Annotated in this window: 23 protein-coding genes, 1 rRNA gene and 1 pseudogene; 6 read left to right on the top strand and 19 right to left on the bottom strand. The window is 73.0% G+C overall.

Going from position 1 to position 26626, the window contains the following annotated elements; all coding sequences use genetic code 11:
• Positions 1–79 precede the first annotated feature (79 nt).
• Positions 80–1837 (top strand): arginine--tRNA ligase, encoded by a 1758-nt coding sequence (argS, locus tag ACZ6ZN_RS13015; RefSeq protein WP_469645755.1) that lies wholly within the window; start codon positions 80–82, stop codon positions 1835–1837.
• A 25-nt stretch (positions 1838–1862) separates the two neighbouring features.
• Here the strand turns inward: argS and ACZ6ZN_RS13010 are convergent, their stop codons facing one another.
• The 4 genes and pseudogenes from ACZ6ZN_RS13010 to ACZ6ZN_RS12995 form a co-directional block, all read right to left on the bottom strand.
• Positions 1863–3098 (bottom strand): aminotransferase-like domain-containing protein, encoded by a 1236-nt coding sequence (locus tag ACZ6ZN_RS13010; RefSeq protein ID WP_451877358.1) that lies wholly within the window; start codon positions 3096–3098, stop codon positions 1863–1865.
• 168 nt (positions 3099–3266) lie between these two features.
• Entirely contained in the window at positions 3267–4169 is a 903-nt protein-coding gene (locus ACZ6ZN_RS13005) for an SAM-dependent methyltransferase (protein WP_451877359.1), read from the bottom strand.
• Positions 4170–4262: 93 nt separating this feature from the next.
• A complete protein-coding gene (locus tag ACZ6ZN_RS13000; protein ID WP_469645751.1) occupies positions 4263–5228 on the bottom strand; it encodes a hypothetical protein in 966 nt (321 codons plus the stop codon).
• A 770-nt stretch (positions 5229–5998) separates the two neighbouring features.
• Positions 5999–6263, bottom strand: a pseudogene (locus ACZ6ZN_RS12995) (helix-turn-helix domain-containing protein); the annotation flags it as partial.
• Positions 6264–6489: 226 nt separating this feature from the next.
• On the opposite strand from ACZ6ZN_RS12995, the gene ACZ6ZN_RS12990 reads away from it, so the two are divergent.
• A complete protein-coding gene (locus ACZ6ZN_RS12990) occupies positions 6490–7209 on the top strand; it encodes a DUF4232 domain-containing protein (RefSeq protein WP_469645749.1) in 720 nt (239 codons plus the stop codon).
• Here the strand turns inward: ACZ6ZN_RS12990 and hemB are convergent.
• Complete coding sequence (hemB, locus tag ACZ6ZN_RS12985) at positions 7203–8201, bottom strand: porphobilinogen synthase (RefSeq protein ID WP_398112165.1); 999 nt, start codon at positions 8199–8201, stop codon at positions 7203–7205. The two genes, ACZ6ZN_RS12990 and hemB, sit on opposite strands and share 7 nt — an antisense overlap.
• A 219-nt stretch (positions 8202–8420) precedes the next feature.
• Here hemB and ACZ6ZN_RS12980 point away from each other — a divergent pair, with 219 nt between their 5' ends.
• Positions 8421–9809, top strand: coding sequence for an FAD-binding oxidoreductase (locus ACZ6ZN_RS12980; RefSeq protein ID WP_469645746.1), 1389 nt, complete (start codon positions 8421–8423; stop codon positions 9807–9809).
• Between the two features lie 206 nt (positions 9810–10015).
• Here the strand turns inward: ACZ6ZN_RS12980 and ACZ6ZN_RS12975 are convergent, their stop codons facing one another.
• From ACZ6ZN_RS12975 to ACZ6ZN_RS12955, 5 genes are all read right to left on the bottom strand, one after another.
• Complete coding sequence (locus tag ACZ6ZN_RS12975; protein ID WP_333936067.1) at positions 10016–11722, bottom strand: bifunctional uroporphyrinogen-III C-methyltransferase/uroporphyrinogen-III synthase; 1707 nt, start codon at positions 11720–11722, stop codon at positions 10016–10018.
• Complete coding sequence (gene hemC, locus ACZ6ZN_RS12970; RefSeq protein ID WP_469645744.1) at positions 11719–12714, bottom strand: hydroxymethylbilane synthase; 996 nt, start codon at positions 12712–12714, stop codon at positions 11719–11721. The genes ACZ6ZN_RS12975 and hemC overlap by 4 nt, the downstream gene beginning before the upstream one ends.
• Positions 12711–14405 carry a glutamyl-tRNA reductase gene (locus tag ACZ6ZN_RS12965; protein WP_469645741.1) on the bottom strand — a complete coding sequence of 565 codons (1695 nt, stop codon included), beginning with the start codon at positions 14403–14405 and terminating at the stop codon, positions 12711–12713. The genes hemC and ACZ6ZN_RS12965 overlap by 4 nt, the downstream gene beginning before the upstream one ends.
• Positions 14402–15166 carry a redox-sensing transcriptional repressor Rex gene (locus ACZ6ZN_RS12960; protein ID WP_369195832.1) on the bottom strand — a complete coding sequence of 255 codons (765 nt, stop codon included), beginning with the start codon at positions 15164–15166 and terminating at the stop codon, positions 14402–14404. Before ACZ6ZN_RS12960 ends, ACZ6ZN_RS12965 begins: the two co-directional genes overlap by 4 nt.
• A 312-nt stretch (positions 15167–15478) precedes the next feature.
• Positions 15479–15757: a glutaredoxin family protein gene (locus tag ACZ6ZN_RS12955; RefSeq protein ID WP_469645738.1), complete on the bottom strand. Its 279-nt coding sequence runs from the start codon at positions 15755–15757 to the stop codon at positions 15479–15481.
• Positions 15758–15918: 161 nt separating this feature from the next.
• On the opposite strand from ACZ6ZN_RS12955, the gene ACZ6ZN_RS12950 reads away from it, so the two are divergent.
• From ACZ6ZN_RS12950 to ACZ6ZN_RS12940, 3 genes are all read left to right on the top strand, one after another.
• Complete coding sequence (locus ACZ6ZN_RS12950; RefSeq protein WP_398112170.1) at positions 15919–16836, top strand: HAD family hydrolase; 918 nt, start codon at positions 15919–15921, stop codon at positions 16834–16836.
• Positions 16837–17190: 354 nt separating this feature from the next.
• A complete protein-coding gene (locus tag ACZ6ZN_RS12945; protein WP_333936061.1) occupies positions 17191–17961 on the top strand; it encodes an ECF subfamily RNA polymerase sigma factor, BldN family in 771 nt (256 codons plus the stop codon).
• A 236-nt stretch (positions 17962–18197) separates the two neighbouring features.
• Positions 18198–19451 carry a DUF5667 domain-containing protein gene (locus ACZ6ZN_RS12940; protein ID WP_469645733.1) on the top strand — a complete coding sequence of 418 codons (1254 nt, stop codon included), beginning with the start codon at positions 18198–18200 and terminating at the stop codon, positions 19449–19451.
• Positions 19452–19523: 72 nt separating this feature from the next.
• On the opposite strand, the gene ACZ6ZN_RS12935 is transcribed toward ACZ6ZN_RS12940, so the two are convergent.
• From ACZ6ZN_RS12935 to rrf, 9 genes are all read right to left on the bottom strand, one after another.
• Positions 19524–20576 (bottom strand): lysophospholipid acyltransferase family protein, encoded by a 1053-nt coding sequence (locus tag ACZ6ZN_RS12935; protein ID WP_469645732.1) that lies wholly within the window; start codon positions 20574–20576, stop codon positions 19524–19526.
• Between the two features lie 14 nt (positions 20577–20590).
• Positions 20591–21652: an NAD-dependent epimerase/dehydratase family protein gene (locus tag ACZ6ZN_RS12930; RefSeq protein WP_398112173.1), complete on the bottom strand. Its 1062-nt coding sequence runs from the start codon at positions 21650–21652 to the stop codon at positions 20591–20593.
• Positions 21653–21853: 201 nt separating this feature from the next.
• A complete protein-coding gene (locus ACZ6ZN_RS12925; protein ID WP_003948845.1) occupies positions 21854–21952 on the bottom strand; it encodes a 30S ribosomal protein bS22 in 99 nt (32 codons plus the stop codon).
• Positions 21953–22106: 154 nt separating this feature from the next.
• A complete protein-coding gene (locus tag ACZ6ZN_RS12920) occupies positions 22107–22319 on the bottom strand; it encodes a helix-turn-helix domain-containing protein (protein ID WP_004984898.1) in 213 nt (70 codons plus the stop codon).
• Between the two features lie 129 nt (positions 22320–22448).
• Positions 22449–23264 carry a phosphatase gene (locus tag ACZ6ZN_RS12915; RefSeq protein ID WP_469645729.1) on the bottom strand — a complete coding sequence of 272 codons (816 nt, stop codon included), beginning with the start codon at positions 23262–23264 and terminating at the stop codon, positions 22449–22451.
• Positions 23265–23424: 160 nt separating this feature from the next.
• Positions 23425–24597 carry an acetoin utilization protein AcuC gene (locus tag ACZ6ZN_RS12910; protein WP_469645726.1) on the bottom strand — a complete coding sequence of 391 codons (1173 nt, stop codon included), beginning with the start codon at positions 24595–24597 and terminating at the stop codon, positions 23425–23427.
• Positions 24548–25768 (bottom strand): MFS transporter, encoded by a 1221-nt coding sequence (locus ACZ6ZN_RS12905; protein WP_469645724.1) that lies wholly within the window; start codon positions 25766–25768, stop codon positions 24548–24550. Before ACZ6ZN_RS12905 ends, ACZ6ZN_RS12910 begins: the two co-directional genes overlap by 50 nt.
• 83 nt (positions 25769–25851) lie before the next feature.
• Positions 25852–26496 carry an HAD family hydrolase gene (locus ACZ6ZN_RS12900; protein ID WP_469645720.1) on the bottom strand — a complete coding sequence of 215 codons (645 nt, stop codon included), beginning with the start codon at positions 26494–26496 and terminating at the stop codon, positions 25852–25854.
• 61 nt (positions 26497–26557) lie between these two features.
• A 5S ribosomal RNA gene (gene rrf, locus ACZ6ZN_RS12895) occupies positions 26558–26626 on the bottom strand; the annotation flags it as partial.

The raw sequence follows: 26626 nt of genomic DNA, 5'->3' as shown, positions 1-26626 counted from the left end.
CGCCAGGAAAAACGGCTTTACCCCCATGGGATACTGGCCGGGTCCATCGATTTCCCCTAGGAGAACGGCACCCGCGCCCATGGCCTCGGTCACGTCCCTCAGCGACTCCGTCCACCAGCGCCTCGCGGCGGCCCTGTCGGCGGCCCTGCCGCAGGCCGGCTCCGCGGACCCGCTGCTGCGACGAAGCGACCGGGCCGACTTCCAGGCCAACGGGATCCTGGCCCTGGCCAAGAAGGAGAAGGCCAACCCGCGCGAGCTGGCCACGCAGGTCGTCTCCCGGGTCGAGTCGGGTGAGCTGATCGCCGATGTCGAGGTCTCCGGGCCCGGCTTCCTGAACGTCACGCTCACCGACCGGGCGATCACCGAGAACCTCGCCGCGCGCTACGCGGACGGCGAGCGGCTCGGCGTGCCGCTGAAGGAGAACGCGGGCATCACGGTCATCGACTACGCCCAGCCGAACGTGGCCAAGGAGATGCACGTCGGTCACCTGCGGTCGGCGGTCATCGGGGACGCCCTGCGCGGCATGCTCGACTTCACCGGCGAGAAGACGATCGGCCGGCACCACATCGGCGACTGGGGCACCCAGTTCGGCATGCTCATCCAGTACCTGTTCGAGCACCCCGGCGAGCTGGCCCCCGCGGCCGACGTCGACGGCGAGCAGGCGATGAGCAACCTGAACCGGGTGTACAAGGCGTCGCGTGCGCTCTTCGACGCGGACGAGGAGTTCAAGGAGCGGGCCCGCAAGCGGGTCGTCGCCCTCCAGTCCGGTGACAAGGAGACGCTCGAGCTGTGGCAGCAGTTCGTGGACGAGTCGAAGGTCTACTTCTACTCCGTCTTCGAGAAGCTCGACATGGAGATCCGCGACGAGGAGATCGTCGGCGAGTCCGCCTACAACGAGGGCATGCCCGAGACCGCCCGCCTCCTGGAGGAGATGGGTGTCGCGGTGCGCTCCGAGGGCGCGCTCGTGGTGTTCTTCGACGAGATCCGCGGCAAGGACGACCAGCCGGTCCCGCTGATCGTGCAGAAGGCGGACGGCGGCTTCGGCTACGCGGCCTCCGACCTGACGGCGATCCGCAACCGCGTCTTCGACCTGGACGCGACGACGCTGCTGTACGTCGTGGACGTACGCCAGTCGCTGCACTTCAGGATGGTCTTCGAGACGGCCCGCCGGGCCGGCTGGCTGGGCGAGCACGTCACCGCGCACAACATGGGCTACGGCACGGTGCTCGGCGCGGACGGGAAGCCGTTCAAGACGCGTGAGGGCGAGACCGTACGGCTGGAGGATCTGCTGGACGAGGCGGTGCAGCGGGCCGCCGAGGTCGTGCGGGAGAAGGCGCAGGACCTCACCGAGGACGAGATCCAGGAGCGGGCCGCGCAGGTCGGCATCGGTGCGGTGAAGTACGCCGACCTGTCGACGTCGCCGAACCGGGACTACAAGTTCGACCTGGACCAGATGGTGTCGCTGAACGGCGACACGTCCGTCTACCTCCAGTACGCGTACGCCCGGATCCAGTCGATCCTGCGCAAGGCGGGCGAGACGACGCCGGTCGCGCACCCGGAGCTCGAACTCGCCCAGGCGGAGCGGGCGCTCGGTCTGCATCTGGACACGTTCGGCGACACGGTCTTCGAGGCCGCGGCGGAGTACGCCCCGCACAAGCTGGCGGCCTACCTGTACCAACTGGCGTCGCTCTACACGACGTTCTACGACAAGTGCCCGGTCCTCAAGGCCGAGACGGGCGAGCAGATCGAGAACCGCCTGTTCCTGTGCGACCTCACGGCCCGCACGCTGCACCGCGGCATGGCCCTGCTGGGCATCCGCACGCCCGAGCGGCTCTGAAGCCGCCCGGGTGTGACGGGCGTCCTCAACCGGCGGAGCCGGCCGTCCCGGTGGGGCTGAACCCCTGCGCGAGCCTGCGCAGGCCCTCCTCGATCTCCTCCGGTGTCTGCGTCACGAAGCACAGCCGCAGGGTCGTCCGGTCGGGCCGGCCGGCGTAGAAGGGGGCGCCGGGGACGTACGCCACGTCGTGGCGCACCACCTGCGGCAGCAGGGCCGTCGTGTCGTGGGGCTCCGGCAGCCGCGCCCACAGGAACATGCCGCCCTCGGGCCGGTTCCACCGCGAGCCCTCGGGCAGCGCGTCGGGCAGCCCGGCGAGCATGGCGTCCCGGCGCTCGCGGTAGACCCCGGCGACGCGGGCGACGTGGGCGTCGAGGTCCTGGTCGGCGAGGTAGCGGGCCGCGGCGAGCTGGTTGACGGTCGGGGTGTGCAGGTCGGCGGCCTGCTTGGCGACGGCGCAGGCCCGCCGCAGCTCCCCCGGCGCGCGCAGCCAGCCCAGCCGCAGCCCGGGTGCCATGACCTTGGAGAAGCTGCCGAGCAGCACGGTCCGGTCCTCGGCCCCGGGGTGCGCGGCGATCCACGGCACGCGGGCACCCTCGTAGCGCAGTTCGCCGTAGGGGTCGTCCTCCACGATCCACAGTCCGCGCCGGGCGGCGACGGCGGCGACGGCGGCCCGCCGCTCGGCGGGCAGGGTGCGGCCGGTGGGGTTCTGGAAGGTGGGCACGGTGTAGAGCAGCTTCGGCCGCTCGCGGGCGACGAGTTCGTCCAGTGCCGCCGGGTCGAGGCCGTGCTCGTCGCCGGGCACGGCCACGACGCGTGCTCCGGCGAAGCCGAAGGCCTGGAGCGCGGCGAGGTAGCAGGGGTTCTCCACCAGGACGGTGTCGCCCGGTTCGACCAGCGCCGTGGCCAGCAAGGACAGGGCCTGCTGGGAGCCGGTGGTGACGAGCAGGTCGTCGGGGCCGGTCGGCAGGCCGCGAGCGGCCGTGCGGGCGGCGAGCGCGTCGCGCAGCGCGGGCTCGCCCTCGGTCGTGGAGTACTGGAGGGCCCGTGCGGGCGTGCGGGCGAGCACCGCGCGGAACGCGGCGGCGATGCCGTCGGCGTCGAACAGCTCCGGCGCCGGCAGCCCTCCGGCGAAGTTGATGACCTCGGGCCGGGCGGTGACCGCGAGGATGTCCCGCACCGGCGATCCGCCGACGGCGCGGGCGCGCGCGGCGAGCGGCGGGACGGCGGAGCGGGTGGTGGGCCCCGGCTCGGCGATGGTCATGACACGGCTCCTTCGGCTGCGGCGACGCCTGCTGTCGCGCAGCCTAGGCAAGTGCGTGCCGCCTACAAGAAGTTTTCCGCGATGCGGACGGCGGGGGCGCCCCGGTCGTGCCGCGAGCCCTCCACGCGCCCACGGGGGGCGTGCCGCGAGCCCCGGGCGGGCGTCGGCTCAGCCCTTCGCGCCGAGCGCCGCGTACACGTTGATGTCCGCGTCCGTGGCGTCGTCGATGGCGCGGTAGCGGACCTTCTCGATCGCGTCGAGTCCGGCGAGGAAGGACTCCCCGGGCTGCTCCGGGACGGGGGCGGCGCCGTCGGGCCGCCAGCGGTGGGCGGGGACGGTACCCGGCTCCGCGATCGCCAGCCCGTTGTCCGTGAAGAACCGCTCGACGTCGGCCCTGGTCCGCAGCACGAACGTGAACCCCCGCTCGGTGTAGGTCCGTTGCACCGCGCGGATGTTCTCCGGGTTGAGGTCCTCGGTCAGATGGCTGAGCACCAGCCGGCTGCCCGGGGGCAGCGCGTCCAGCAGCTCCCGCACCAGCGGGTACGCCTCCTCGTCGGCCACGAAGTGCAGCACCGCGACCAGGCACAGGGCGACGGGCCGGTCGAAGTCCAGTGTCCGGGCGGCCTGTTCGAGGATCCGGCCCGGCTCGCGCAGGTCGGCGTCGATGTAGTCCGTGCGCCCCTCGGGCCCGCTGGTGAGCAGCGCCCGCGCGTGCGCCAGCACGACCGGGTCGTTGTCGACGTACACGACCCGCGACTCGGGCGCGACGCGCTGCGCGATCTGGTGCACGTTCTGTGCGGTCGGCAGCCCGGTGCCGATGTCGAGGAACTGCCGGATGCCGTCCTGCTCCACGAGCGCGGTCACCGCGCGGCGCAGGAAGTCGCGGTTGTGCCGCACGTCGAGGTAGCCGCGCGGATTCGCCGCGAGCGCCGCGGCGGCCGCTTCCCGGTCGGCCGGGTAGTGGTCCTTGCCGCCGAGGAACACGTCATAGACCCGCGCGGGGTGCGCCTTGCTGCTGTCGATCCTCCTGCGCAGCGCGGCGGGATCCTGGCTGAGCGCCTCACCGGACATGGACGTCTCCCTGACGACGGGCGGTCCGTACAGCGACCGTTTCGGTGCTCAGCAACCTAACGGATCGGCCGGACGGGGCGTGCCCGTACGGCGTCATGACGCATCGGTCGTCCCGGCCTTCACCCATTTCTCGCCACCGAGCGGGAACTCGTAGGCGGGGCGCCCGTGGTGACCGCTCGTGCGGAACGGCCGGCCCTTGTCGTCCACCCTGAGGGTGCCGCTGCGGCCGCCGCTGGACCAGGTGAGCTCCAGGTACCAGCGGACGTCGTAGGCGGAGGCGTCGGCCTGGATGTAGTACGCCTCCGGGTCCGACTGGCTCACCGTGAACGGGAAGTCGGCGTGACCGGCCTCGGGCACGAGGGCGGGCCGTGCGGCGTCCAGGGCGACCGTGAAGAACCGCTTGGGCATGCCGCCGCCGCAGCCGACGCCCGGGTAGCCCATCGCGTAGTCGTTCCAGGCGAGGGGCGCGCGCCTGCCGGCCATACGGACCGTCAGGTCCTCGATGACGACGGTCTCCTTGCCGGTCCCCTGCACGGTGATCTTCAGGAACTGCTCCCCCGAGGGCACCGCGCCCATCGCGGCCACCCAGCCGGGCGCGTCCTGTTCCAGCGGCGGCGGCACCACCCGCTCGGGGGGCAGGTCGACCAGGTACCGCTGGGAGCAGGGGCTTTCCCAGGCGTGCGGCTGGGTGTTCACGGTGAGCGGAGCCGGACCGGAGGCGGGTCCGGCCCCGGCGCGGCCGGGCTTGCCGGTCCGGGCCGGGGAGGACGCCGAGGGCTGCGCCGGGGCGGACTCCTCGTGCCGGTCACTCTTGTCGCGCCTCGTGCCGCCCGGGGAAGGGCTGCCGGACGGGGACGCCGTCGCGGCGCCACCGCCGTCCGGGCGCGGGCCGGAACCACCGGAGTCCCGTGAGGCGGCCGCCGGTTCGCGGTGGCCGTCCCGCTCCGGCCCGCCGTCCGGCATGGCCACGGCCAGTCCGACACCGCTCAGCGCGACGGCCGCGGCGACACCGGCGAGAACGACACGACGAGGCCGCCACCGCGTCCGCCTGCCCGGCACGTGCCGCGAGGGCAGCGCGCCCGCGCCACCGCCCCCCAGCGCAGGTCCACCGTCCCCCGGACCGGGTCCGGCGCCCTGGGCTGGTCCGGCGCCCTCGACAGGTCCGGCGTGCTGGGCAGGTCCGGCGCCCTCGACAGGTCCGGCGTGCGGGGCAGGTCCGGCGTGCGTGGCAGGCCCGGCGTGCGTGGCAGGCCCGGCGTCCCCGGGGGACGCGGCCGACCCGGGCGGCGTGTCCGGCCCCGGGGATTTCGCGGTCGCGGTGCTCTCAGCCGACCCGACGGGCCCGGCAGGCCCGGAGGACCCGGCAGGTCCGGCAGACCCGGCGTCCTCGGCGGGCTCGGCCGACTCGGCGGACCTCGCGATCGCGGCGCTCCCAGCCGACCCGGCGGACCCGGCATGCCCGACAGGTGCGGGCGCGGCCGACTCGGCGGAACTCGCCGTCGCGCCGCTCCCAACCGGCCCGACGGGCCCGGTAGACCCGGCAGGTCCAGCGGCCTCGGCATGCACGGCCGACCCGGCCGACGCGTCCGGCCCGGCGGACTTCGCCAGCCCAGCGCTCCCAGCCGACCCGAGGGGCCCGGCAGGTCCGGCAGGCCCGGCGTCCTCGGCGGCCGACCCGGCGGACGTCGCGGTCGCGGCGCTCCCAGCCGACCCATCAGGCCCGGCAGGCCCGGCAGGCCCAGCCGACCCGGCGGACCCGGCAGGCCCGGCCGACGGGGCAGACCCGGCCGACGGGGCGGGCCCGGGCGTTCCCGCCCGGGCGGCTGCGGTACCCGTCCTCCGCCCCCGGCCCGCGTCCGCGAGCACCCACCGCCGGTGCAGTGCGACGAGTTCCTCCGGTGACGCCTTGCACAGCCGCGCGAGCCGCTCCACGGGCGCGTAATCCGTGGGCACGGCGTCGCCGTTGCAGTAGCGGTGGAGCGTCGACGTACTCATGTGCAGACGCTTGGCGAGCACCCCGTAGCTCAGTCCCGAGCGCTCCTTCAACTCCCCCAGCAGCTCAGCGAATGCGGCCGCTCCCGTGTCCTGCGACACCGTTCCTCCCACCCCGTGTCCCGTGCCCCCGTTCCAGGGGACGGTCGTTTCCCCTGGTCAGGTTCCCGTGCGCGTTCCAGCGTCCCTGATCGTCCGCCGGGTGTGGCGGGCGGGACGGAGTACGGCACAAGCTCTGGTCATCCAAGCACGCCGCTCCCGGCCCGCCGGTCGAGCGAGCCGCTCGGGCCTTCCTCCGCACCGCCTTTGTCCGAAAGGGACCCCACTCATGCGCACCCACCACGCTCTGCCCGCCGCCCTCCTGGCCGCCCTCGCCCTCACGGCATGCGACAACGGAACGGGCACCCAGGACGAGGGCGCGGCCCGCCCCGGCCCGGCGGCGACATCCTCGGCCACCTCTACCGCGGGCACCTCGAACACCGGCGAAACCTCCGCCGGGAGCAACCGCAGCGAGAGCGAGGCCTCCCGCGGGAAGACCACCGGATCGACCACCGGAACGACCACGGGGAGCGCCACCGGAACGACCACCGGGAAGACCGCCGGCGGCACGGGCACCCCCGCCCGCGTCTTCTGCCACGGCGGCAACACCACCGTCACCGCCCGGCCGGTCCCGCGCCCCCTCAACCACCTGCTCATCACGGTCGAGAACATCGGCTCGAAGCCCTGCGACCTCACCTACCACCCGGTGCTGCGCTTCGACGCGATGCAGTGGGCCCCGCGCCCGGTCGCGGACTCCAAGCCGCAGGCCGTGACGACCCTGGCGCCGGGCGAGAAGGGCTACGCGGGCGTCTCGCTGTCGGCGGCCGACGGCAGCGGCGAAGCCGGCACGACCGGCCGCAAGCTGACGGTCGGCTTCCAGGGCCGCACGCCCAACAGCGACGGCGGCCCCACGGCGATCCCGGCCCTGCCGGCCCGGGGCGTGTACTACGACAGCACCCTGACGGTCACCTACTGGCTGCGCGACATGGACGACGCGCTGTCCTACTGATCCTTCAGCTTCTGGGCCACCTCGGTGGCCCAGTAGGTGAGGATGGTGCGCGCCCCGGCCCGGCGGATGCCGGTGAGAGTCTCCATGATCGCCCGGTCGCGGTCGATCCAGCCCTTCTCGGCGGCGGCCTCGATCATCGAGTACTCCCCGGAGATCTGGTACGCGGCGACAGGCACGTCCACGGCGTCGGCGACCCGGGCGAGGACGTCCAGGTAGGGGCCGGCCGGCTTGACCATCACCATGTCGGCGCCCTCCTCCAGGTCGAGGGCGAGCTCGCGCAGCGACTCCCGCAGGTTGGCCGGGTCCTGCTGGTAGGTCTTGCGGTCCCCCCGCAGCGACGAGCCCACGGCCTCGCGGAACGGCCCGTAGAACGCGGAGGCGTACTTGGCGGTGTAGGCGAGGATCGCGACGTCGTCCCGGCCGATCTGGTCCAGGGCGTCGCGGACGACGCCGACCTGCCCGTCCATCATCCCGCTGGGCGCGACGACGTGGGCACCGGCGTCGGCCTGCACCTGCGCCATCTCGGCGTAGCGCTCCAGGGTCGCGTCGTTGTCGACCCGGCCCTGCTCGTCGAGGACGCCGCAGTGGCCGTGGTCGGTGGTCTCGTCGAGGCAGAGGTCGGACATGACGAGCAGGTCGTCCCCGACCTCGGCCCGCACGTCCCGCAGGGCGACCTGGAGGATGCCGTCCGGGTCGGTGCCGGGCGTGCCGAGCGGGTCCTTCTTCGACTCCTCCGGCACGCCGAACAGCATGATCCCGGAGACCCCCGCCGCGGCGGCCTCGGCGGCCGCCTTCTTCAGGCTGTCCCGGGTGTGCTGCACGACGCCCGGCATGGCCCCGATCGGCACGGGCTCCGTGACGCCCTCGCGCACGAAGGCCGGGAGGATGAGATCGGCGGGGTGCAGCCGGGTCTCGGCGACCATCCGACGCATCACGGGGTTGATCCGCAAACGCCGCGGCCGCGTACCGGGGAATGATCCGTACGTCGTCATGTCCTCTACGCTACGCCCGCCCCGAACGCCCCGATGCCGACGCCTTGTCGGCCCCGAGCGGCACCCCCGGGCACCCCCGCAGTCCACGGTCCCCGGCCCCCGGCCCCCGCATGCGCCGCCACACCCCCGGGTCCATCCTGGAACCACAGGGCAAGGCCCCCGACGGCGGCCGAACCCACCGCCGCCGTCCCTCCGTACCCGCCCCCCGCGGAGGACGCGATGACCGCCACCCACCCCACCCCCGATCTCTTCGCCCTCTCGGACGTCGCCGGCCCGGTGCTGCGCCCCGGCGACCCGGCCTACGCCGACGAGGTCATCGGCTTCAACGTGTCCGCGCTGCACACCCCCGACGTGGTCGTCGGGGCCACCGGGGCGGACGACGTCGTCGCGGCCATGCGCTGGGCGCACGCCACCGGCACCCCGGTGGCCGTCCAGGCCACCGGACACGGCGCCAACTTCCCCATCGAGCGCGGCCTGTTGATCACCACGTCCCGGATGACGGGCGTGCGGGTGGACCCCGCCACCCGTACCGCCCGGATCGACGCCGGGGCGAAGTGGAGCCACGTGATGACGGCCGCCGCCCCGCACGGACTGGCGGGCCTGTGCGGCACCTCCACGGACGCGGGTGTCGTCGGCTACACCCTCGGCGGGGGCCTGCCGGTCCTCGGCCGCGCCTACGGCTACGGCGCCGACCTCGTCCGCTCCTTCGAGGTCGTCACCCCGGACGGCCGGCTGCGCGAGGCCGACGCCCGGCAGGAGCCGGAGCTGTTCTGGGCCCTGCGCGGCGGCAAGGGGAACGTCGGCGTCGTCACCTCGCTGGTGACCGAGCTGCTGCCGCTGTCCCGCGTGTACGGCGGCGGCCTGTACTGCCGGGCGGAGCACACCGAGGCCCTGCTGCGCGCCTGGTCGGAGTGGACCCGCACTGTCCCGGACGAGATGTGCAGCATGTTCTCGGTGCTGCGGCTGCCGCCGATCCCCCAGCTCCCGCCGGAGCTGCGCGGCGGCTTCTGGGCCCGGGTCGCGATCGCCTGGCCGGGCGACGCGACCGAGGGCGAGGCGCTGGTCGCCCCGCTGCGGCAGGCCGCGCCGGTGGTGGTGGACATGGTCGGCGAGACGGCCTGCGCGGACATGGACCGCATCCACATGGAGCCGCAGGACCCGCTCCCGGCCCGCGAGTCGTGCCTGCTGCTGCGGGACCTCACCCCGGAGGCGCTCGACACGTTCCTGGAGCAGGTGGGCCCCGCGGCCGGCGCCGAGTACCCCCTGCTGGTGGCCTCGCTGCGGCACATGGGCGGCGCCCTGTCCCGCCCGGCCCCCGTCGAGGACGCCGTGTGCGCCCGCGACGCCCGGTACTTCCTGGAGGCGGTCGGGATCATGCCCGCCCCGCCCGTGGCCGAGGCCGTCGAACAGGCCACACGCCGCCTGCACACCGCCATGGCCCCCTACGGCACCGGCCGCACCATGGTCAACATCCACGGCACCCCCGGCGACGCGGAGGACGTCGCCCGCGCCTGGACCCCGGAGGTCTACGACCGCCTGCGCCACGACAAGGCCACCTACGACCCCGACAACCTGCTCCGCTACGGTCACGCGGTGACGCCCGCGTAGCCGCGGCCACCTCACGACCGGCCGGGCCCCGGACCGCCGCGCACGCACCGAGCCGCCGGCCCGGACGCACGAGAGGCCGGGCGGGGCTGATTGCCCACCCGGCCTCTCGGGAACCCGCCCGGCCTCCGGTCCGTCGACCCGGCACCGCGTCCGCGCCCGGCCTCGGGTCGCGGACCGCCCGGCCTCCGGTCGTGGACCGCCCGGCGTCAGGTCGTGGACCGCCTCCGCCGCGCCCCCGGCCGCCGCTCGCTCGGCCGGGTGACCGGATCCCCGGCCTCCAGAGCCGCCGCGCGGCGCTTCGCGCCGAAGTCGGCCAGCGCCTCGGCCAGCTTGTGCACGGACGGCTCGGGAGCCATCACGTCCACCCGCAGGCCGTGCTCCTCGGCGGTCTTGGCCGTGGCCGGGCCGATGCAGGCGATCACGGTGACGTTGTGCGGCTTGCCCGCGATCCCGACCAGGTTCCGCACGGTCGACGACGAGGTGAACAGCACGGCGTCGAAACCGCCGCCCTTGATCGCCTCGCGGGTCTCCGCCGGCGGCGGCGAGGCACGCACGGTCCGGTAGGCCGTGACGTCGTCGACCTCCCAGCCCAGCTCGATCAGCCCGGCGACCAGCGTCTCCGTGGCGATGTCCGCCCGCGGCAGGAACACCCGGTCGATCGGATCGAAGACGGGGTCGTAGGGCGGCCAGTCCTCCAGCAGGCCGGCGGCCGACTGCTCCCCGCTCGGCACCAGGTCGGGCTTCACGCCGAAGGCGATCAGCGCCTTGGCGGTCTGCTCGCCCACGGCCGCGACCTTGATGCCCGCGAAGGCACGCGCGTCGAGCCCGTACTCCTCGAACTTCTCCCGCACGGCCTTGACCGCGTTCACCGAGGTGAAGGCGATCCACTCGTAGCGGCCCGTCACCAGGCCCTTGACCGCGCGCTCCATCTGCTGGGGCGTGCGCGGCGGCTCGACGGCGATCGTCGGCACCTCGTGCGGCACGGCCCCGTACGACCGCAGCTGGTCGGAGAGCGACGCCGCCTGCTCCTTGGTACGCGGCACGAGCACCTTCCAGCCGAAGAGCGGCTTGGACTCGAACCACGCGAGCTGGTCGCGCTGGGCGGCGGAGGAACGCTCCCCGACCACGGCTATCACCGGCCGGCCGCCCTCGGGCGAGGGCAGCACCTTGAGCTGCTTCAGCGTCTGGGCGATCGTGCCGAGCGTGGCGGTCCAGGTGCGCTGCCGGGTGGTGGTACCGGCGACGGTGACCGTCATCGGGGTGTCCGGCTTGCGCCCGGCGGAGACCAGCTCCCCGGCCGCGGCGGCGACGGAGTCCAGCGTCGTGGAGACGACGACCGTGCCGTCCGACGCCCCGACCTCCGTCCAGCACCGGTCCGAGGCCGTGCGCGCGTCGACGAACCGCACGTCGGCGCCCTGCGCGTCCCGCAGCGGCACACCGGCGTAGGCGGGCACACCGACGGCGCTCGCGATGCCGGGCACCACCTCGAACGGCACGCCGGCGGCGGCGCACGCCAGCATCTCCTCGGCGGCATAGGTGTCCAGGCCGGGATCGCCGGACACCGCACGCACGACCCGCCTGCCGCCGCGCGCGGCCTCCATGACAAGATGTGCGGCATCCCGCACCGCGGGGGCGGCGACAGCGGTTGACGTGCCGTCAACCACCGTCAGCTGGGGCGCTCCTGTGCCCGGCGCCGGATCCTGTGAGGGATCGGCGTCCGTGTGCACCTCGGAGACCCCCTGCCTGGCGTGCTGACGTACGACGTCGAGCACCTCGTGCTCGGCGACGAGGACGTCCGCGTGCGCCAGCGCCTCCACGGCGCGCAGAGTCAGCAGTCCCGGATCTCCGGGTCCGGCACCCAGGAAGGTGACGTGCCCGTGTTCAGGACCGGCGGAAAGGGTGGTGGGGCTCAATGTGCTCGCTCCCCCATCAGACCGGCCGCGCCCTGGGCGAGCATCTCGGACGCGAGTGCGCGTCCGAGCGCCGTGGCACCCTCGTGCGTGTCGGGCACGGGACCGGTGGTGGACAACTGCACCATGCGCGTGCCGTCGGTGGTGCCGACGACGCCGCGCAGGCGCATTTCCTTGAAAATCTGCCGGTCGGCCTGGGAGTCCCCGCGCTCCAGCGGAGCGGAGAGCGGGGGCAGGTCGGCCAACGCGCCCACGGGCGCGCTGCATCCGGCCTCCAGGGCGTTGAGCAGTGACCGCTCGGCCGTCACGGCGACCCGGGTGAAGGGGTCGTCGAGCTCGGCGAGCGCGGCGACGAGGTCCGCGTCGGCCGCGGCGCACTCGATCGCCAGGGCCCCCTGGCCGGGGGCGGGCAAAACCGTGTCGACCGACAGGAAGTCGGTCACCTCGTCACCGCGGCCGATCCGGTTCAGTCCGGCGGCGGCCAGGACGACGGCGTCGAGCTCGCCGCTGCGCACGAACCCGATGCGGGTGTCGACGTTGCCGCGGATCGCCACCGTCGCTATGTCCAGCCCGTGGCTGCGCGCGTACGCGTTGAGCTGCGCCATGCGGCGCGGCGAACCCGTGCCGATGCGCGCCCCGGCGGGCAGGTCGGTGAGCTTGAGCGCGTCCCGGGCGACGATCACGTCCCGCGGGTCCTCGCGCTCGGGCACGGCAGCCACGACGAGGTCGTCGGGCTGCGTGGTCGGCAGGTCCTTCAGCGAGTGCACCGCGAAGTCGACCTCGCCCGCGAGCAGCGCGTCGCGCAGCGCGTTGACGAACACGCCGGTGCCGCCGATCTGCGCGAGCGCCTCCCGGGAGATGTCGCCGTACGTGGTGATCTCGACGAGCTCCACGGGCCGCCCGGTCACCCGGCTCACGGCCTCGGCCACCTGCCCGGACTGGGCCATGGCGAGTCTGCTCCGCCGAGTGCCGAGCCTCAGCGCCTTGTGATTCATGCCGGGCCTCGGTCTCTCTGGGTGGTGCTTTCCCCGGCCCGGGAGACGGCGGCCACCGTCTCGGGGTCGAGGTCGAACAGGGTGCGCAGCGCGTCCGCGTACCCGGCGCCGCCGGGTTCGGCCGCGAGCTGCTTGACCCGCACGGTCGGCGCGTGCAGCAGCTTGTCCACCACGCGCCGCACGGTCTGGGTGATCTCCGCCCGGTGCTTGTCGTCGAGGCCGGGCAGCCGCCCGTCCAGCCGGGCGATCTCGCTGGCCACGACGTCCGCGGCCATGGTGCGCAGGGCGACCACGGTCGGCGTGATGTGCGCGGCCCGCAGGGCCGCCCCGAAGGCCGCGACCTCGTCGGAGACGATACGCCTGACCTGGTCCACATCGGCAGCCATCGGGGCGTCCGCGGAGGCCTCCGCGAGCGACTCGATGTCCACCAGGCGCACCCCGGCCAGCCGGTGCACGGCGGCGTCGATGTCCCGCGGCATGGCGAGGTCCAGCAGGAACAGCACGGGCTCGGGCCGCGGGGTCTGCTCGACCGGCTCGGGCCGGCGCCGCTCGGGGATCCGGCCGACGGTGGCGGCGGTCGCGGCGAGCGCGCCGATCAGCTCGGCGTCGGCCTCCGGGCTGCGGCGGGCCGCGTCCCGGCGGTCGACGGTGCCGCCGGCGACCCACGCCGCGTGCTGCTCCAGCGTGGCGGCGTCCATGCCGGCCACCGCGGCCTCGCCCATGACGGAGAAGCCGGGCTGCACGGCGGCCAGGTCGAGCGGGCAGTTGTCGTCGTTGCCGGCGGCCGGGGCGGCGGCGGGCGCCGGCCGGGGCTGCGTCGTGTCCGCGATCTCGGCGGCGGGCCGGCCCGTCCGGCCCTCGACGGCGGAGGCGATCGACTCGGCGGTCAGGACCAGGCCGGTCGCGCCGGTGCAGGAGACGGCGACGTCGGCACGTGTCAGCTCGGCCGGCACCGACTCCATCGGTACCGCGCGGGCCAGCACGTCCGTGTCGTCGCCCTCGCCGAGGATCTGTGCGAGGCGCTCGGCGCGGTCGAGGGTGCGGTTGGCGACCACGATCTCGGTGACCCCGGCCCGCGCCAGCGTGGCCGCGGCCAGCGAGGACATCGACCCGGCGCCGATGACCAGCGCCTTCTTGCCCCGGGCCCAGGTCTGCACGTCGCCGCCGGCGGCCAGCTGCTCCAGGCCGAAGGTGACCAGGGACTGGCCGGCGCGGTCGATGCCGGTCTCGGAGTGGGCGCGCTTGCCCACCCGCAGGGCCTGCTGGAACAGGTCGTTCAGCAGGCGGCCCGCGGAGTGCACGTCCTGCGCCCGGGCCAGGGAGTCCTTGATCTGGCCGAGGATCTGCCCCTCGCCGACGACCATCGAGTCCAGCCCGCAGGCCACCGAGAAGAGGTGGTGGACGGCCCGGTCCTCGTAGTGCACATAGAGATAAGGAGTGAGCTCCTCCAGGCCGACCCCGCTGTGCTGGGCGAGCAGCGTGGACAGCTCGGCGACACCGGCGTGGAACTTGTCCACGTCGGCGTAGAGCTCGATGCGGTTGCAGGTGGCGAGCACCGCGGCCTCGGAGGCCGGTTCGGCGGCGACCGTGTCCTGCAACAGCTTGACCTGCGCGTCCGCGTGCAGCGAGGCCCGTTCCAGGACGCTGACCGGGGCGCTGCGGTGGCTGAGTCCGACGACGAGGAGGCTCATGCCGGCATCACGGCGGGCATGTCCCCGTCGGGCCCCTGGTCGGCGGAGTCGCTGCGGGCGGCGGCGGGCGGCAGGGCGCCGTCGGTGTTCGCGGCCTCCTCGCCGGCCTTGCGCTGCTCGTGGAAGGCGAGGATCTGCAGCTCGATGGAGAGGTCGACCTTGCGCACGTCGACGCCCTCGGGCACGGACAGCACGGTCGGTGCGAAGTTCAGGATGGAGGTGACGCCGGCGGCCACGAGCCGGTCGCAGACGGCCTGGGCGGCGCCGGCGGGGGTGGCGATGACACCGATGGACACGCCGTTGTCCTGGATGATCTTCTCCAGGTCGTCGGAGTGCTGCACGGGGATGCCGGCGACGGGCTTGCCCGCCATGGCCGGGTCGGCGTCTATCAGCGCGGCGACGCGGAACCCGCGGGAGGCGAAGCCGCCGTAGTTGGCGAGGGCGGCGCCGAGGTTGCCGATACCGACGATCACGACCGGCCAGTCCTGGGTGAGCCCCAGTTCGCGGGAGATCTGGTACACGAGATACTCGACGTCGTAGCCGACGCCCCGGGTCCCGTAGGAGCCGAGGTAGGAGAAGTCCTTGCGCAGCTTCGCGGAGTTGACCCCCGCGGCGGCCGCGAGCTCCTCGGAGGAGACCGTGGGCACCGAGCGCTCCGACAGTGCGGTCAGCGCGCGGAGGTACAGCGGAAGCCGGGCGACGGTGGCCTCGGGAATCCCTCGGCTGCGGGTCGCCGGTCGGTGAGTTCGGCCAGTTGCCACGGTGCTCCTGCGGGTAGAGCGGGGCTGTAGGCGGTCATACGTCCCTACATGACCGCCCCGTCGAAAGCAGGCTATGTCTTTGTGAACGCGTGCACAAAGATGGTGTCCGATTTGCCCGCCCAACGTGACCGGGCTCACGCGCCCCCGGCGCACGCCCGGGGAACCGGCGCACAGCCACCACCGTTCCTTCGCTTCTGGGGGCAAAACCGCACACTCTCCTCTGTGAATCCCGCCCCCGAGACCAAGCCACCATCGATCCTAAGCGACTCACGGACCTCTTTGTACTGATCAGTCAGTCACCTCGCGGCGGTCTCAGCCGGTCAGCGCCTTGCGCAGGCGCTCCTCGTTCACGCGCCAGAACGTGTGCTGACGGCCGTCCACCAGCACCACCGGGATCTGCTCCCAGTACCGGTCGTGCAGTTCGCGGTCCTCGGTGATGTCCTTCTGCTCCCAGGGGACGCCCAGATCGCCGCACACCTTTTCCACCACGACCTGTGCGTCATCACACAGATGACAGCCGGGCTTGCGGATGAGCGTGACGAGCCGGTCCCCGGGGGTTCTGCGACGCAACAGTGGGCTCATGCCGGCCATTGTCGCGCGCCCGCGCCCGGGAGGAAGCCGGCCGGAACGCCGGGGACACGCCGGGCGGCCCGACGCGGTCCGGCCGCGACCGACGCCGCCCTCGCCCAGAGTTCACGTGCTCCCAACCTCTCGGCTCCGGAACCTGCGCACGGAATGGCTATGCTCACGCCATGGCCGCTCTCGGATGGCTCACCCCCCGTAGGCGCTCCGCCACGGCGCGGAGCGTGTTGGCAGGCGAGGCCTCGGCGGAGGCAGCGCGCAAGTCCACGCAGGAAGCCGCCGCCACCACCGCGGAACCGCAGTTCCCCGTGCACGGCGACGACCGGGCCGCCGCCTTCTTCGACCTGGACAACACCGTCATGCAGGGTGCCGCCCTCTTCCACTTCGGACGGGGCCTGTACAAGCGCAAGTTCTTCGAGACGCGCGAACTCGCCCGGTTCGCCTGGCAGCAGGCCTGGTTCCGGCTGGCCGGGGTCGAGGACCCCGAGCACATGCAGGAGGCCCGCGAGTCGGCGCTGTCCATCGTCAAGGGCCACCGCGTCGCCGAACTCCAGTCGATCGGCGAGGAGATCTACGACGAGTACATGGCCGAGCGCATCTGGCCCGGCACCCGCGCCCTCGCCCAGGCCCACCTGGACGCGGGCCAGAAGGTGTGGCTGGTGACGGCCGCCCCCGTGGAGATCGCCCAGGTGATCGCCCGCCGCCTCGGCCTGACCGGCGCCCTCGGCACGGTCGCCGAGTCCGTCGACGGCGTCTACACCGGCAAGCTCGTCGGCGAACCGCTGCACGGACCCGCCAAGGCCGAGGCGGTCCGCGCCCTGGCCGCCGCGGAGGGCCTGGACCTCGGCCGCTGCGCCGCCTACAGCGACTCGCACAACGACATCCCGATGCTCTCGCTGGTCGGCCACCCCTACGCCATCAACCCGGACGCCAAGCTGCGCAGGCACGCCCGCGAGCTGGACTGGCGCCTGCGTGACTACCGCACCGGCCGCAAGGCCGCCAAGGTCGGCATCCCGGCCGCGGCGGGCGTCGGCGCGGTGGCCGGCGGCACGGCGGCCGCGATCGCCCTGCACCGCCGTCGCCGTTGACGACCCAGCGTGATCAAACCGGGGCACCGATGTTTGCGGCCTGACAATCCGCGTAAATCCAACTGGCGTACCCCCACAACCTCGTGTCCAGTCCTCTTGGCTGCACACGGCCACAACACGCCCTGGACCCAGTCGTGATCCGAAGCATTGCGATCAACACTCGTTCACAATCTGACACTTGATGCGGCGTCAATCGGTTACGGAAGCGACGTAATCGATGATTTGAGCAACTCGGTGTAGCAGTGCCTGCACGAAGCGTTATTCTCCTCAGACGCAATCCGGTACCCCTCCGTCGCTACGACGGGTGAAAGGTCCCGCACTGCACGTGATGGAAGCTCTGCCTCTGGGAGTCCCGTGTACCCACACGTCGGGGTTGACGCCTCGGGCCTGGCTACGCTGCGCGCAACGGTCCTCGACCTGTTGCGCGGCTTCGTCCCCACCGCGTACGCCGTCCCCGCATTCGCCACCGCCGCGCCGCTCGGCCCGTGCTACGCACTGGCCGAGGGCAGCGCCGCGGTCGGCAGACGAGGCCGCCCGTCCGGGGCGGCCACCGCCCGCCGCCCGGCGGCGGACAGCGACAGCGCCCGGATGATGGACCTCGTGGAGCGCGCCCAGGCCGGCGAGGCCGACGCCTTCGGCCGCCTCTACGACCAGTACAGCGACACCGTCTACCGGTACATCTACTACCGGGTCGGCGGGAAGGCGACCGCCGAGGACCTCACCAGCGAGACCTTCCTGCGCGCGCTGCGCCGCATCGGCACCTTCACCTGGCAGGGCCGCGACTTCGGCGCCTGGCTCGTGACGATCGCCCGCAACCTGGTCGCGGACCACTTCAAGTCCAGCCGCTTCCGCCTCGAGGTCACCACCGGCGAGATGCTCGACGCCAACGAGGTCGAGCGCTCCCCCGAGGACTCCGTCCTGGAGTCCCTGTCGAACGCCGCGCTGCTCGACGCCGTGCGGCGACTCAACCCCCAGCAGCAGGAGTGTGTGACGCTGCGCTTCCTCCAGGGCCTGTCCGTCGCCGAGACGGCCCGCGTCATGGGCAAGAACGAGGGCGCCATCAAGACGCTCCAGTACCGGGCCGTGCGCACCCTGGCCCGGCTGCTCCCGGAAGACGCCCGCTGACGGCCGGGCACGCTGGGCGACGTTCAACTCACTTTTCGTGACAGCGCGTTGACTTCTGCATCCGATCATCCGGGATCCGTAACCCAAGTGCCGCGCCGCTCGTTGTGCGGGATGCAGGCTCCCTGTGGTCACCCCCTGGCCGACACCGATCACCCGTTCGTGTGGTCGTGCCCGGGGTGTGCAACCCTCAGGACCCCCTGGGGAGTCGACCGTGATGACGAGAGGAGGTGCCGCCAGTGATCGCGAACGTATCGGCGCACCGGCGGGCGAACGCCTTCGCCCAGGCCCTGGAGGAGCAGTCCGAGCCGGGCACGGCGGCCGAGCAGTCCGAAGGCCCGGCACCGGCACCGGCGGCCGGGGAACCGGCCGAGGGGTCACGCCTGCTGGCGCTGGCCTCCGGTCTCGGCGCGCTGCCCAGGCCGGAGCTCGACCCGGAGGTCAAGGTCGTTCAGCGGGCCCAGCTGGTGGCCGCGTTCGAGGCCATGCTCCAGGAGGGCACCGCGGGCGCCGGGGCGACGGACCGCGCGGTCCCCGGACAGCGCTCCACCCGGGCCCGCGGCGCCCATCGCGCGAGTTCGCTGAAGAAGTTCCGGCCGCGCTCCCGCCTCGCCAAGGGCCTCACCGCCGGCGGACTGAGCGTCGGCGTGGCCGCGAGCGCCCTCGGCGGGGTCTCCGCCGCCAGCTCCGACGCCCTGCCCGGTGACTCGCTCTACGGCCTCAAGCGCGGCATCGAGGACGTCAAGCTCGGTCTCGCCGACGGGGCGGACGAGCGCGGCCGGGTCTACCTGGACCACGCCTCCACGCGCCTCAGCGAGGCCCGCCGCCTGCTGGAGCGGGGCCGCAGCGGCCCCCTGGACCACGAGTCCCTGGGCGAGATCCGCCGCGCCCTGTCCGGCATGCGGCACGACGCGTCCGAGGGCCACCGGCTGCTGAGCGAGGCCTACCAGCGCGACCCGGACTCCCTCGGGCCCATCCAGGCCCTGTCCGCGTTCTCCAGCTCCCACCGCAAGGCCTGGGGCGAACTGCGCGAGAGACTCCCCGTCCAGCTCGGGGACGTCGGCGAGCAGGTGACGTCGGTGTTCGACGCCATAGACGAGGACGTGGCCCCGCTGCGCTCCCTGCTCCCCGAGCCCCCGGCCAGGGGCGGTGGCGGAGCCCGCGAGCGGCAGGGCGCCTCCGAGTCCGCGCCCGCCGGCCCCTCCGGCACGGACGACCGCTCGACGCGCCCCGGCGACAGCGGCGGCCGGCACAGCGACAAGGGCAGCACCGGCAGCGGCAGCCCCAGCCGCTCGGCCGGTTCCGGCAAGGACGACGACGGCCTGCTCGGCGGCAACACCGGCGGCCTCCTCGACCCGCCGAAGGACAGCGAGGCCAGCACCTCCCCGTCTGCGGACGGCGCCACTCCCGCCCCCGAGCCGGATGTGACGCTCCCGCCGCTCCTGCCGGGCCTGCTGCCCGGCCTGGGCATCGACAGCGAGGACGCCGACTGACCGGCGGCAGAACAGTGGGGGCGCCCCTTCGGCAAGGGGCGCCCCCATCGTCGTACCCGAGGATCCCGCAGATCAGAAGAAGACCGACCGCCGCTGCACCAGCAGCTTGTACAGGGTGTGCTGGATCTGCTCCCTGACCTGGTCGGTCAGGTTGAACATCAGCATCGGGTCCTCGGCCGCCTCGGGCGGATAGGCGTCGGTCGGGATCGGCTCACCGAACTGGATCGTCCACTTCGTCGGCAGCGGAACCGCCCCGAGCGGCCCGAGCCAGGGGAACGTGGGCGTGAGCGGGAAATACGGGAAGCCCAGCAGCCGGGCGAGGGTCTTGGCGTTGCCGATCATCGGGTAGATCTCCTCCGCCCCGACGATCGAGCACGGGATGATCGGCGTCCCCGCGCGCAGGGCCGTGGAGACGAAGCCGCCGCGGCCGAAGCGCTGCAGCTTGTAGCGGTCGGCGAAGGGCTTGCCGAGCCCCTTGAAGCCCTCCGGCATCACCCCGACCAGCTCGCCCTGCTCCAGCAGCCGCGCCGCGTCCTCCGCGCAGGCCAGGGTGTGACCGAGCTTGCGGGCCAGCTCGTTGACGACCGGCAGCATGAACACCAGGTCCGCGGCGAGGAGGCGCAGGTGCCGGCCCGCCGGGTGGTTGTCGTGCACGGCGACCTGCATCATCAGGCCGTCCATCGGCAGGGTCCCGGAGTGGTTGGCGACGATCAGGGCGCCGCCCTCCGACGGGATGTTCTCGACGCCCTTCACCTCGACCCGGAAGTACTTCTCGTACAGCGGGCGCAGCAGCGACATCAGGACCTGGTCGGTCAGTTCCTCGTCGTAGCCGAAGTCGTCGACCTCGTAGTCGCCGGTGAGGCGGCGCCGCAGGAAGGCCAGGCCGCCGGCGATCCGCCGCTCCAGGGCGCTCTCGCCGTCCGGCTCCCGCCGCGGCTGCTCCCCGGCGGGGCCGGGGGCTTCCTCCGGCTCGGCGGCGCCGGTGGGCAGGGGCTGCACCTCACGGACCGGTGCCGGATCCGTGCCCGGGCGGCGGCTGCCCGCGCTGCGGCGGCGCTGGGGGCGCTGCGCCGCACCGCCCCGGGACCGGTCGTCGTCGAACGGAATGACCTTGGCGTCCGCCATCGTTGATGCGCTCCTCAGTTGGCGCTCTGCGTCGGAAGGTGGTCGCCGCCCGCGAGGGGCAGCGCGGCGATCCGGTCGACGGCCCCCGCGACAGCCTCCGGTGGGAGGAGTCCGGGACTCTGGTTGCGGGCGAAGTCCGCGAACGTCTCCGCGGTCGTGTACTTGGGCCGGAAACCCAGCGTCTCGCGCATCTGGCCCGTGGACACCACCCTGCCGTGGGTCAGCAGCCGGATCTGCTCGGGCGAGAAGTCCGACATCCCCAGCGTACGCACCAGCGAGCCCGCCCAGGTGACCGCGGGGAGCAGCAGGGGCACGGTCGGGCGCCCCAGGCGCCGGGAGCACTGGGAGAGCAGCAGCACGCCGTCCCCGGCGATGTTGAAGGTGCCGCTGTTGAGGGTGCCGCGCCTCGGCTCGTGCGAGGCGATGCGCAGCACCTCGATCACGTCGTCCTCGTGCACGAACTGCAACCGCGGGTCGTAGCCGAACACGGTGGGCAGCACGGGCAGCGCGAAGTACGAGGCGAGCGGGGTGTCCGCGGTCGGGCCGAGGATGTTGGCGAACCGCAGCACGCACACCGCCACGTCCGGCCGGCGGCGGGCGAAGCCCCGGACGTAGCCCTCGACCTCGCAGGTGTCCTTGGCGAAGCCGCCGCTGGGCAGGGACTTGGGCGGGGTCGTCTCGGTGAAGACGGCGGGGTCGCGGGGCGCGGAGCCGTAGACGTTGGTGCTGGACTTCACGACCAGCCGCTGGACCGCCGGGGACTTCTGGCAGGCACCGAGCAGCTGCATGGTGCCGATGACGTTGGTCTCCTTCAGGGAGGCCCGGTTGCCGCTGCCCAGCGGGGTGCCCGTCACGTCGAGGTGGACGACGGTGTCGGCGCCCGTCTCGGCGAGGACCCGCGCGATGCCGGGCTGGCGGATGTCGGCCTGGACGAAGTCCGCGCCGCCCAGGTGGTGCTCGGGCGGGACCGCGTCCACGGCGACGACCCGGTCGACGTCGGGGTCACGCTGGATCCGCCGGACGAACCGGCCCCCCAGCTGGCGGGCCACTCCGGTGACGAGCACGACCTTGCCCAAGATCAGCGCCTTCCTTCAGAAACGTCCTGTCCCGCCGCGTTCCCCCGTGGGGCCAACTTAGCGGGTCGGCGTCGCACTGTGATGACCGCCGGATGCGCGAAGTGACAGATGCAGCCGGACGCAGGAGCCGGACACGCGTGTGGCCCCCCACCGGACGGTGGGGGGCCACAGCAACGCTCTCGCGTCGTCCGCGTCGCGAACCTACTTCTTGTTGCGACGCTGGACGCGCGTGCGCTTGAGCAGCTTGCGGTGCTTCTTCTTAGCCATCCGCTTGCGCCGCTTCTTGATAACAGAGCCCACGACTACCCTCGCTCACTTCTCATCACTCGGTGTTTGGGCGCCATGGGCCCATACGACCTACGAGGGGCCAGCCTACCCGCCCGAGCGCTGAGGTCGTAATCGAGGGGGCCGGGGAGATCCCCAAGTGCCCTGCGGGGCCTCCCCGCCCCAGCCGTCAGGCGGTTTCCACCCCCACGTAACTCTCGCGGAGGTACTCGTGAACCGCTTGCTCGGGGACGCGGAAGGACCGCCCCACCCGGATCGCGGGCAGATGACCGCTGTGCACCAACCGGTACACGGTCATCTTCGACACTCGCATCACCGAGGCGACTTCCGCCACGGTAAGGAACTGAACCTCGTTCAGAGGCCTCTCGCCAGCTGCAGCCATGACACACCTGAACCTTCCGCACTCGACGGCCACCGGCTTCCCCTTCCGGTGACTCTTCGTCGCTGCGTGCTCACTCCCCAATGTAGGGGCGGGTGATGCGAGTGGGGAAGAGGTGCACCCATCGGCGGCCTACTGTGACAGACACGCCCGATTGAGTACGTAGCGGGTCAGCGGCAGGTAGTAATCGGATCGCACGCCGTCATCGAGCGGGATCGCGACGGACACGGACCCCTCGGCCTCCCCCACGAACGGCGCCGGGTCGTCCGAGTCGGCCGGCCCGATGGCCTCGAACCCCAGCTGACCTGCCCCGCAGACCCATCCGTGGTCGCCGATCACCAGCTCGGGCAGGGGCCCGCCGGCCTCCGCGGCCGCGGCCAGCGCGGTGCGTACCGGGAGAGGTGAGTGCGTATGTGCGCCGGGCTCACAACCGGGGCGTTCGGGGGCGGGGGTCCGCACGAGCGCGACTTTCCGTACGTAGTCCAGAGTGAACGTACGTAGGCCGAACCGGGTCGTTATGTCGACACAGCGACCCTGCGCCGGTGTGAGGACAACACATCCCGCCGCCGACAGGGCGTCTGCCAGAGCGGCGTAGAAGCCGAGCAGCCGGTGCGGGTGGCCGGTGCCGAGCAGCACCGGGGCACCCCGCCGCGCGGCGTCGCCGAGCCGGTCCGCGAAGGCGTCCAGGGCCGCCACGGTCCGGGCCGGGTCGATCACGTCCTGGCCGGACGTACGCCGGTGATCGGCCGAGACACCGCACCGGTCCGCCATCAGCTCCAGCAACTCCCGCTGCTGCCAGGCACCTTCCGGGTCGATGCCGAGCAGCACCCGGGGGTCCCGGGCCGCGAAGAGCCGGTAGCGCCGCAGGCTACCCTCCCGGGAGGTCGCCACGGTCCCGGCCAGCCGTGCGCCCACGAGGTGCGCACGGAGGACTTGCGGGGTCAGCACGAACCGATCGTGCGCGACCGCGCCCGGACCTGTCCCCGGAACGCCCGAACACCGCACGGACGGCCTACGCCGGTCCCGGCGCCCCCGGTCCCGGTGCTCCCCGGCCCCGCGCCACGGCGCCGCACGGCACGCATGGCACGCCCGGCCCGCCCGGCACCGCTCAGGCCAGCAGCCCCCGCAGCGGGAACACCGCCCGCCGGGCCGCCAGGACCGCCTGGTCGAGCCGGTCGGCCGGGTCGTAGCCCTCCTCCCAGGCGGACCAGCCGACGGGCCACCGACCGTCCGTCATACGGGCCGGCGCCAACTGCCGCGTCCTGGCGAACACTTCCTGCCGCCACGCCTCGGGGATCATCGCCTCGGGCTCCACGGCCCGTCCCGCGGCGATCGCGACCAGGTGCGTCCAGGACCGCGGCACGACGTCCACCACCGCGTAACCGCCCCCGCCCAGGGCCACCCACCGCCCGTCGGCGTGCTCGTGCGCCAGGTCGTGACAGGCCACCTGCACCGCCCGCTGCGCGTCCAGCGACACCGCCAGGTGCGCCAGCGGGTCCTCGAAGTGCGTGTCGGCCCCGTGCTGCGTCACCAGCACCTGCGGCCGGAAGTCGGCGATCAGCTCCGGCACGACCGCGTGGAACGCCCGCAGCCAGCCCGCGTCGCCGGTGCCGGCCGGCAGGGCCACGTTCACCGCCGAGCCCTCGGCCGACTCCGCGCCGGTCTCCTCCGGCCACCCGGTCTGCGGGAACAGCGTCCGCGGATGCTCGTGCAGGGAGATCGTCAGCACCCGCGGGTCCTCCCAGAACGCCGCCTGCACCCCGTCCCCGTGGTGCACGTCGACGTCGACGTACGCGACCCGCTCGGCGCCCAGCTCCAGCAGCCGGGCGATGGCGAGGGAGGCGTCGTTGTAGATGCAGAAGCCGGAGGCACCGCCCGGCATCGCGTGGTGCAGCCCGCCCGCGAAGTTCACCGCGTGCAGCGCCTCGCCCCGCCACACGGCCTCCGCCGCCCCCACCGACTGCCCGGCGATCAGCGAGGACACCTCGTGCATCCCGGCGAACGCCGGATCGTCCATGGTCCCCAGCCCGTACGACTGGTCCGCGGCCCCCGGGTCCGCCGAGGCCGCCTTCACGGCGTCGATGTAGTCCTCCCGGTGGACGAGCCGCAGCGTCGACTCCCCGGCCGCCTTGGCGGCGACCACGTCCACCTCCCGGTCCAGCCCGAAGGCATCGACCAGCCTCCGGGTCAGGGCGAGCCGGACCGGGTCCATCGGATGGCCCGGGCCGAAGTCATAGCCCGTTACTGCCTCGTCCCACATCAGCTGTGCGCGGCCGCTCATGCCCGCCACCGTATCGGTCCGGTTGAGGCGCGAACGACCGGGCGTACACGAGCGTCACCAGCACCAACACCATCGGCACCAGCATGGCCCCGCGGTAGCTCCACGCATCCCCGAGCGCCCCCACCAGCGGCGAACCGATCAGGAACCCCACGTAGTTGAAGACGTTCAGCCGCGCCACGGCCGCGTCCGACGCCCCCGGGAACAGTCTCCCGGCCGCCGCGAACGTCTGCGGCACCAGCACGCACAACCCCAGCCCCAGCAGCGTGAATCCCAGCATCCCGACCCACGCCCCGGGCGCCACCGCCACCACGGCGAACCCGCCGGCCGCCACCACCGCCCCGCCCCGCACCACCGCGACGGCCCCGAACCGCCGCACCCCGAAGTCCCCGATCGCCCGCCCCAGCAGCGTGGTGACCATGTACACGTTGTACGGCACGGTCGCCATCTGCTCGGAACTCCCCAGCACGTCCTGGAGGTACTTCGCACTCCAGTTGGAGACGGTCGAGTCCCCGATGTACGCCACCGTCATCACCAGGCACAACGGCAGCAGCAGCCGGAAGACCAGCACCTGCCCCTCACCGGCCTGCTCCTCGGCGACCGCCACCGCGCCCCGCCCGTCGTCGGCGTACCACCGGCTCCCCGCCAGCACCGCGGGCAGCAGCACCGCCACGACCGGCAGGTACGACACCCACAGCGCCAGATCCCAGTGCGCCCCCGCCCACGCCAGCGAGGCCCCGACGATCCCGCCCAGGCTGTAGGCCGCGTGGAAGCTCAGCATGATGCTGCGCCCGTACGACCGCTGAAGGCTCACCCCGAGCATGTTCATCGACGCGTCCAGCACACCGACGGCCAGCCCGAACGCGGCGAGCGCGACGGCGAGTGCGGCCATCCGCTCCCCGGCGCCCACGCCGAGCAGCGCCAGCAGCACCACGGGCTGGGACCACCGCAGCAGCCGGCTGGGCGGTATCCGCTTCACCAGCCGCTCGGTCGTCACACTGCCGATCCCGGCCAGGACCGGCACCGCCGCGAGGAAGGCCGGCAGCAGCGCGTCGGACACCCCGTACCGGTCCTGGATGGCGGGGATCCGCGTCACCAGCAGAGCGAACGCGACGCCCTGCACGAAGAAGCTGAACGCCAACGAGGCCCGGCCGCGCCGCAGCACATCAGTCATGGCGGCGAGCGTAGGGCTCCGGACTACCCGTGGGTAGATCCGGCCAAAGATGAATTCCCCTCAACTTCACCGGCGCGGGGAGCTCAGGCCAGCAGGTCGATCAGCTCCCCCATGTCGGAGAAGAACCCACGGCACCCGGCCAGCCGGTCCGCCGGCGTCATGGCGGTGAACCCGTACACGTCCATTGCCGCCGCGACGGCCGCCTGCACGCCCAGCGGACTGTCCTCCACGACGACACACCGCTCGGGCGGCACACCCATCCGCTGCGCCGCGTACAGGAAGAGGTCGGGAGCCGGCTTCCCCCGCCCCACGTCCTGCGAGCTGAACACCCGTCCTTCGTCGAACCACCGGTCCAGCCCGGTCGTCCGGTGTCCCACTCGAATCCGCTCATGGCTCCCGGACGACGCCACGCAGTACGGCACCGCGTCGGCGGTGAGCTTCTGCAGTACTTCCTCGACGCCCTCGACCGGCTTCAGGTCCCGCTCGAAGGCCGCGAACACCCGAGCGTGGAAGACGTCGTCGAAGTCCTCGGGCAGCCGCCGCCCGGTCCGCTCCTCCACCAGGTCGTGCACGCGGTGCATCGCGGACCCCATGTAGTCGCGCAGGGACTCCTCATAGGTCGTGGCGTGCCCCAGCTCGGTGAGGTAGGCGGCCAGGTGCCGGTTGGAGATCGGCTCACTGTCGACGAGCACACCGTCGTTGTCGAAGATCACGAGGTCATAGCGCATGAATAGACCCTAAACGCAGAAAACCCCCGCATCTTTCGATGCGGGGGTTTTCCCAACAATTGTTCGGCGGCGTCCTACTCTCCCACAGGGTCCCCCCTGCAGTACCATCGGCGCTGTAAGGCTTAGCTTC

Source organism: Streptomyces sp. NPDC053665 (genome assembly GCF_055585285.1).
Note: the sequence above shows the minus strand (reverse complement) of the source record. Positions and strands in the feature narration are given on the sequence as shown.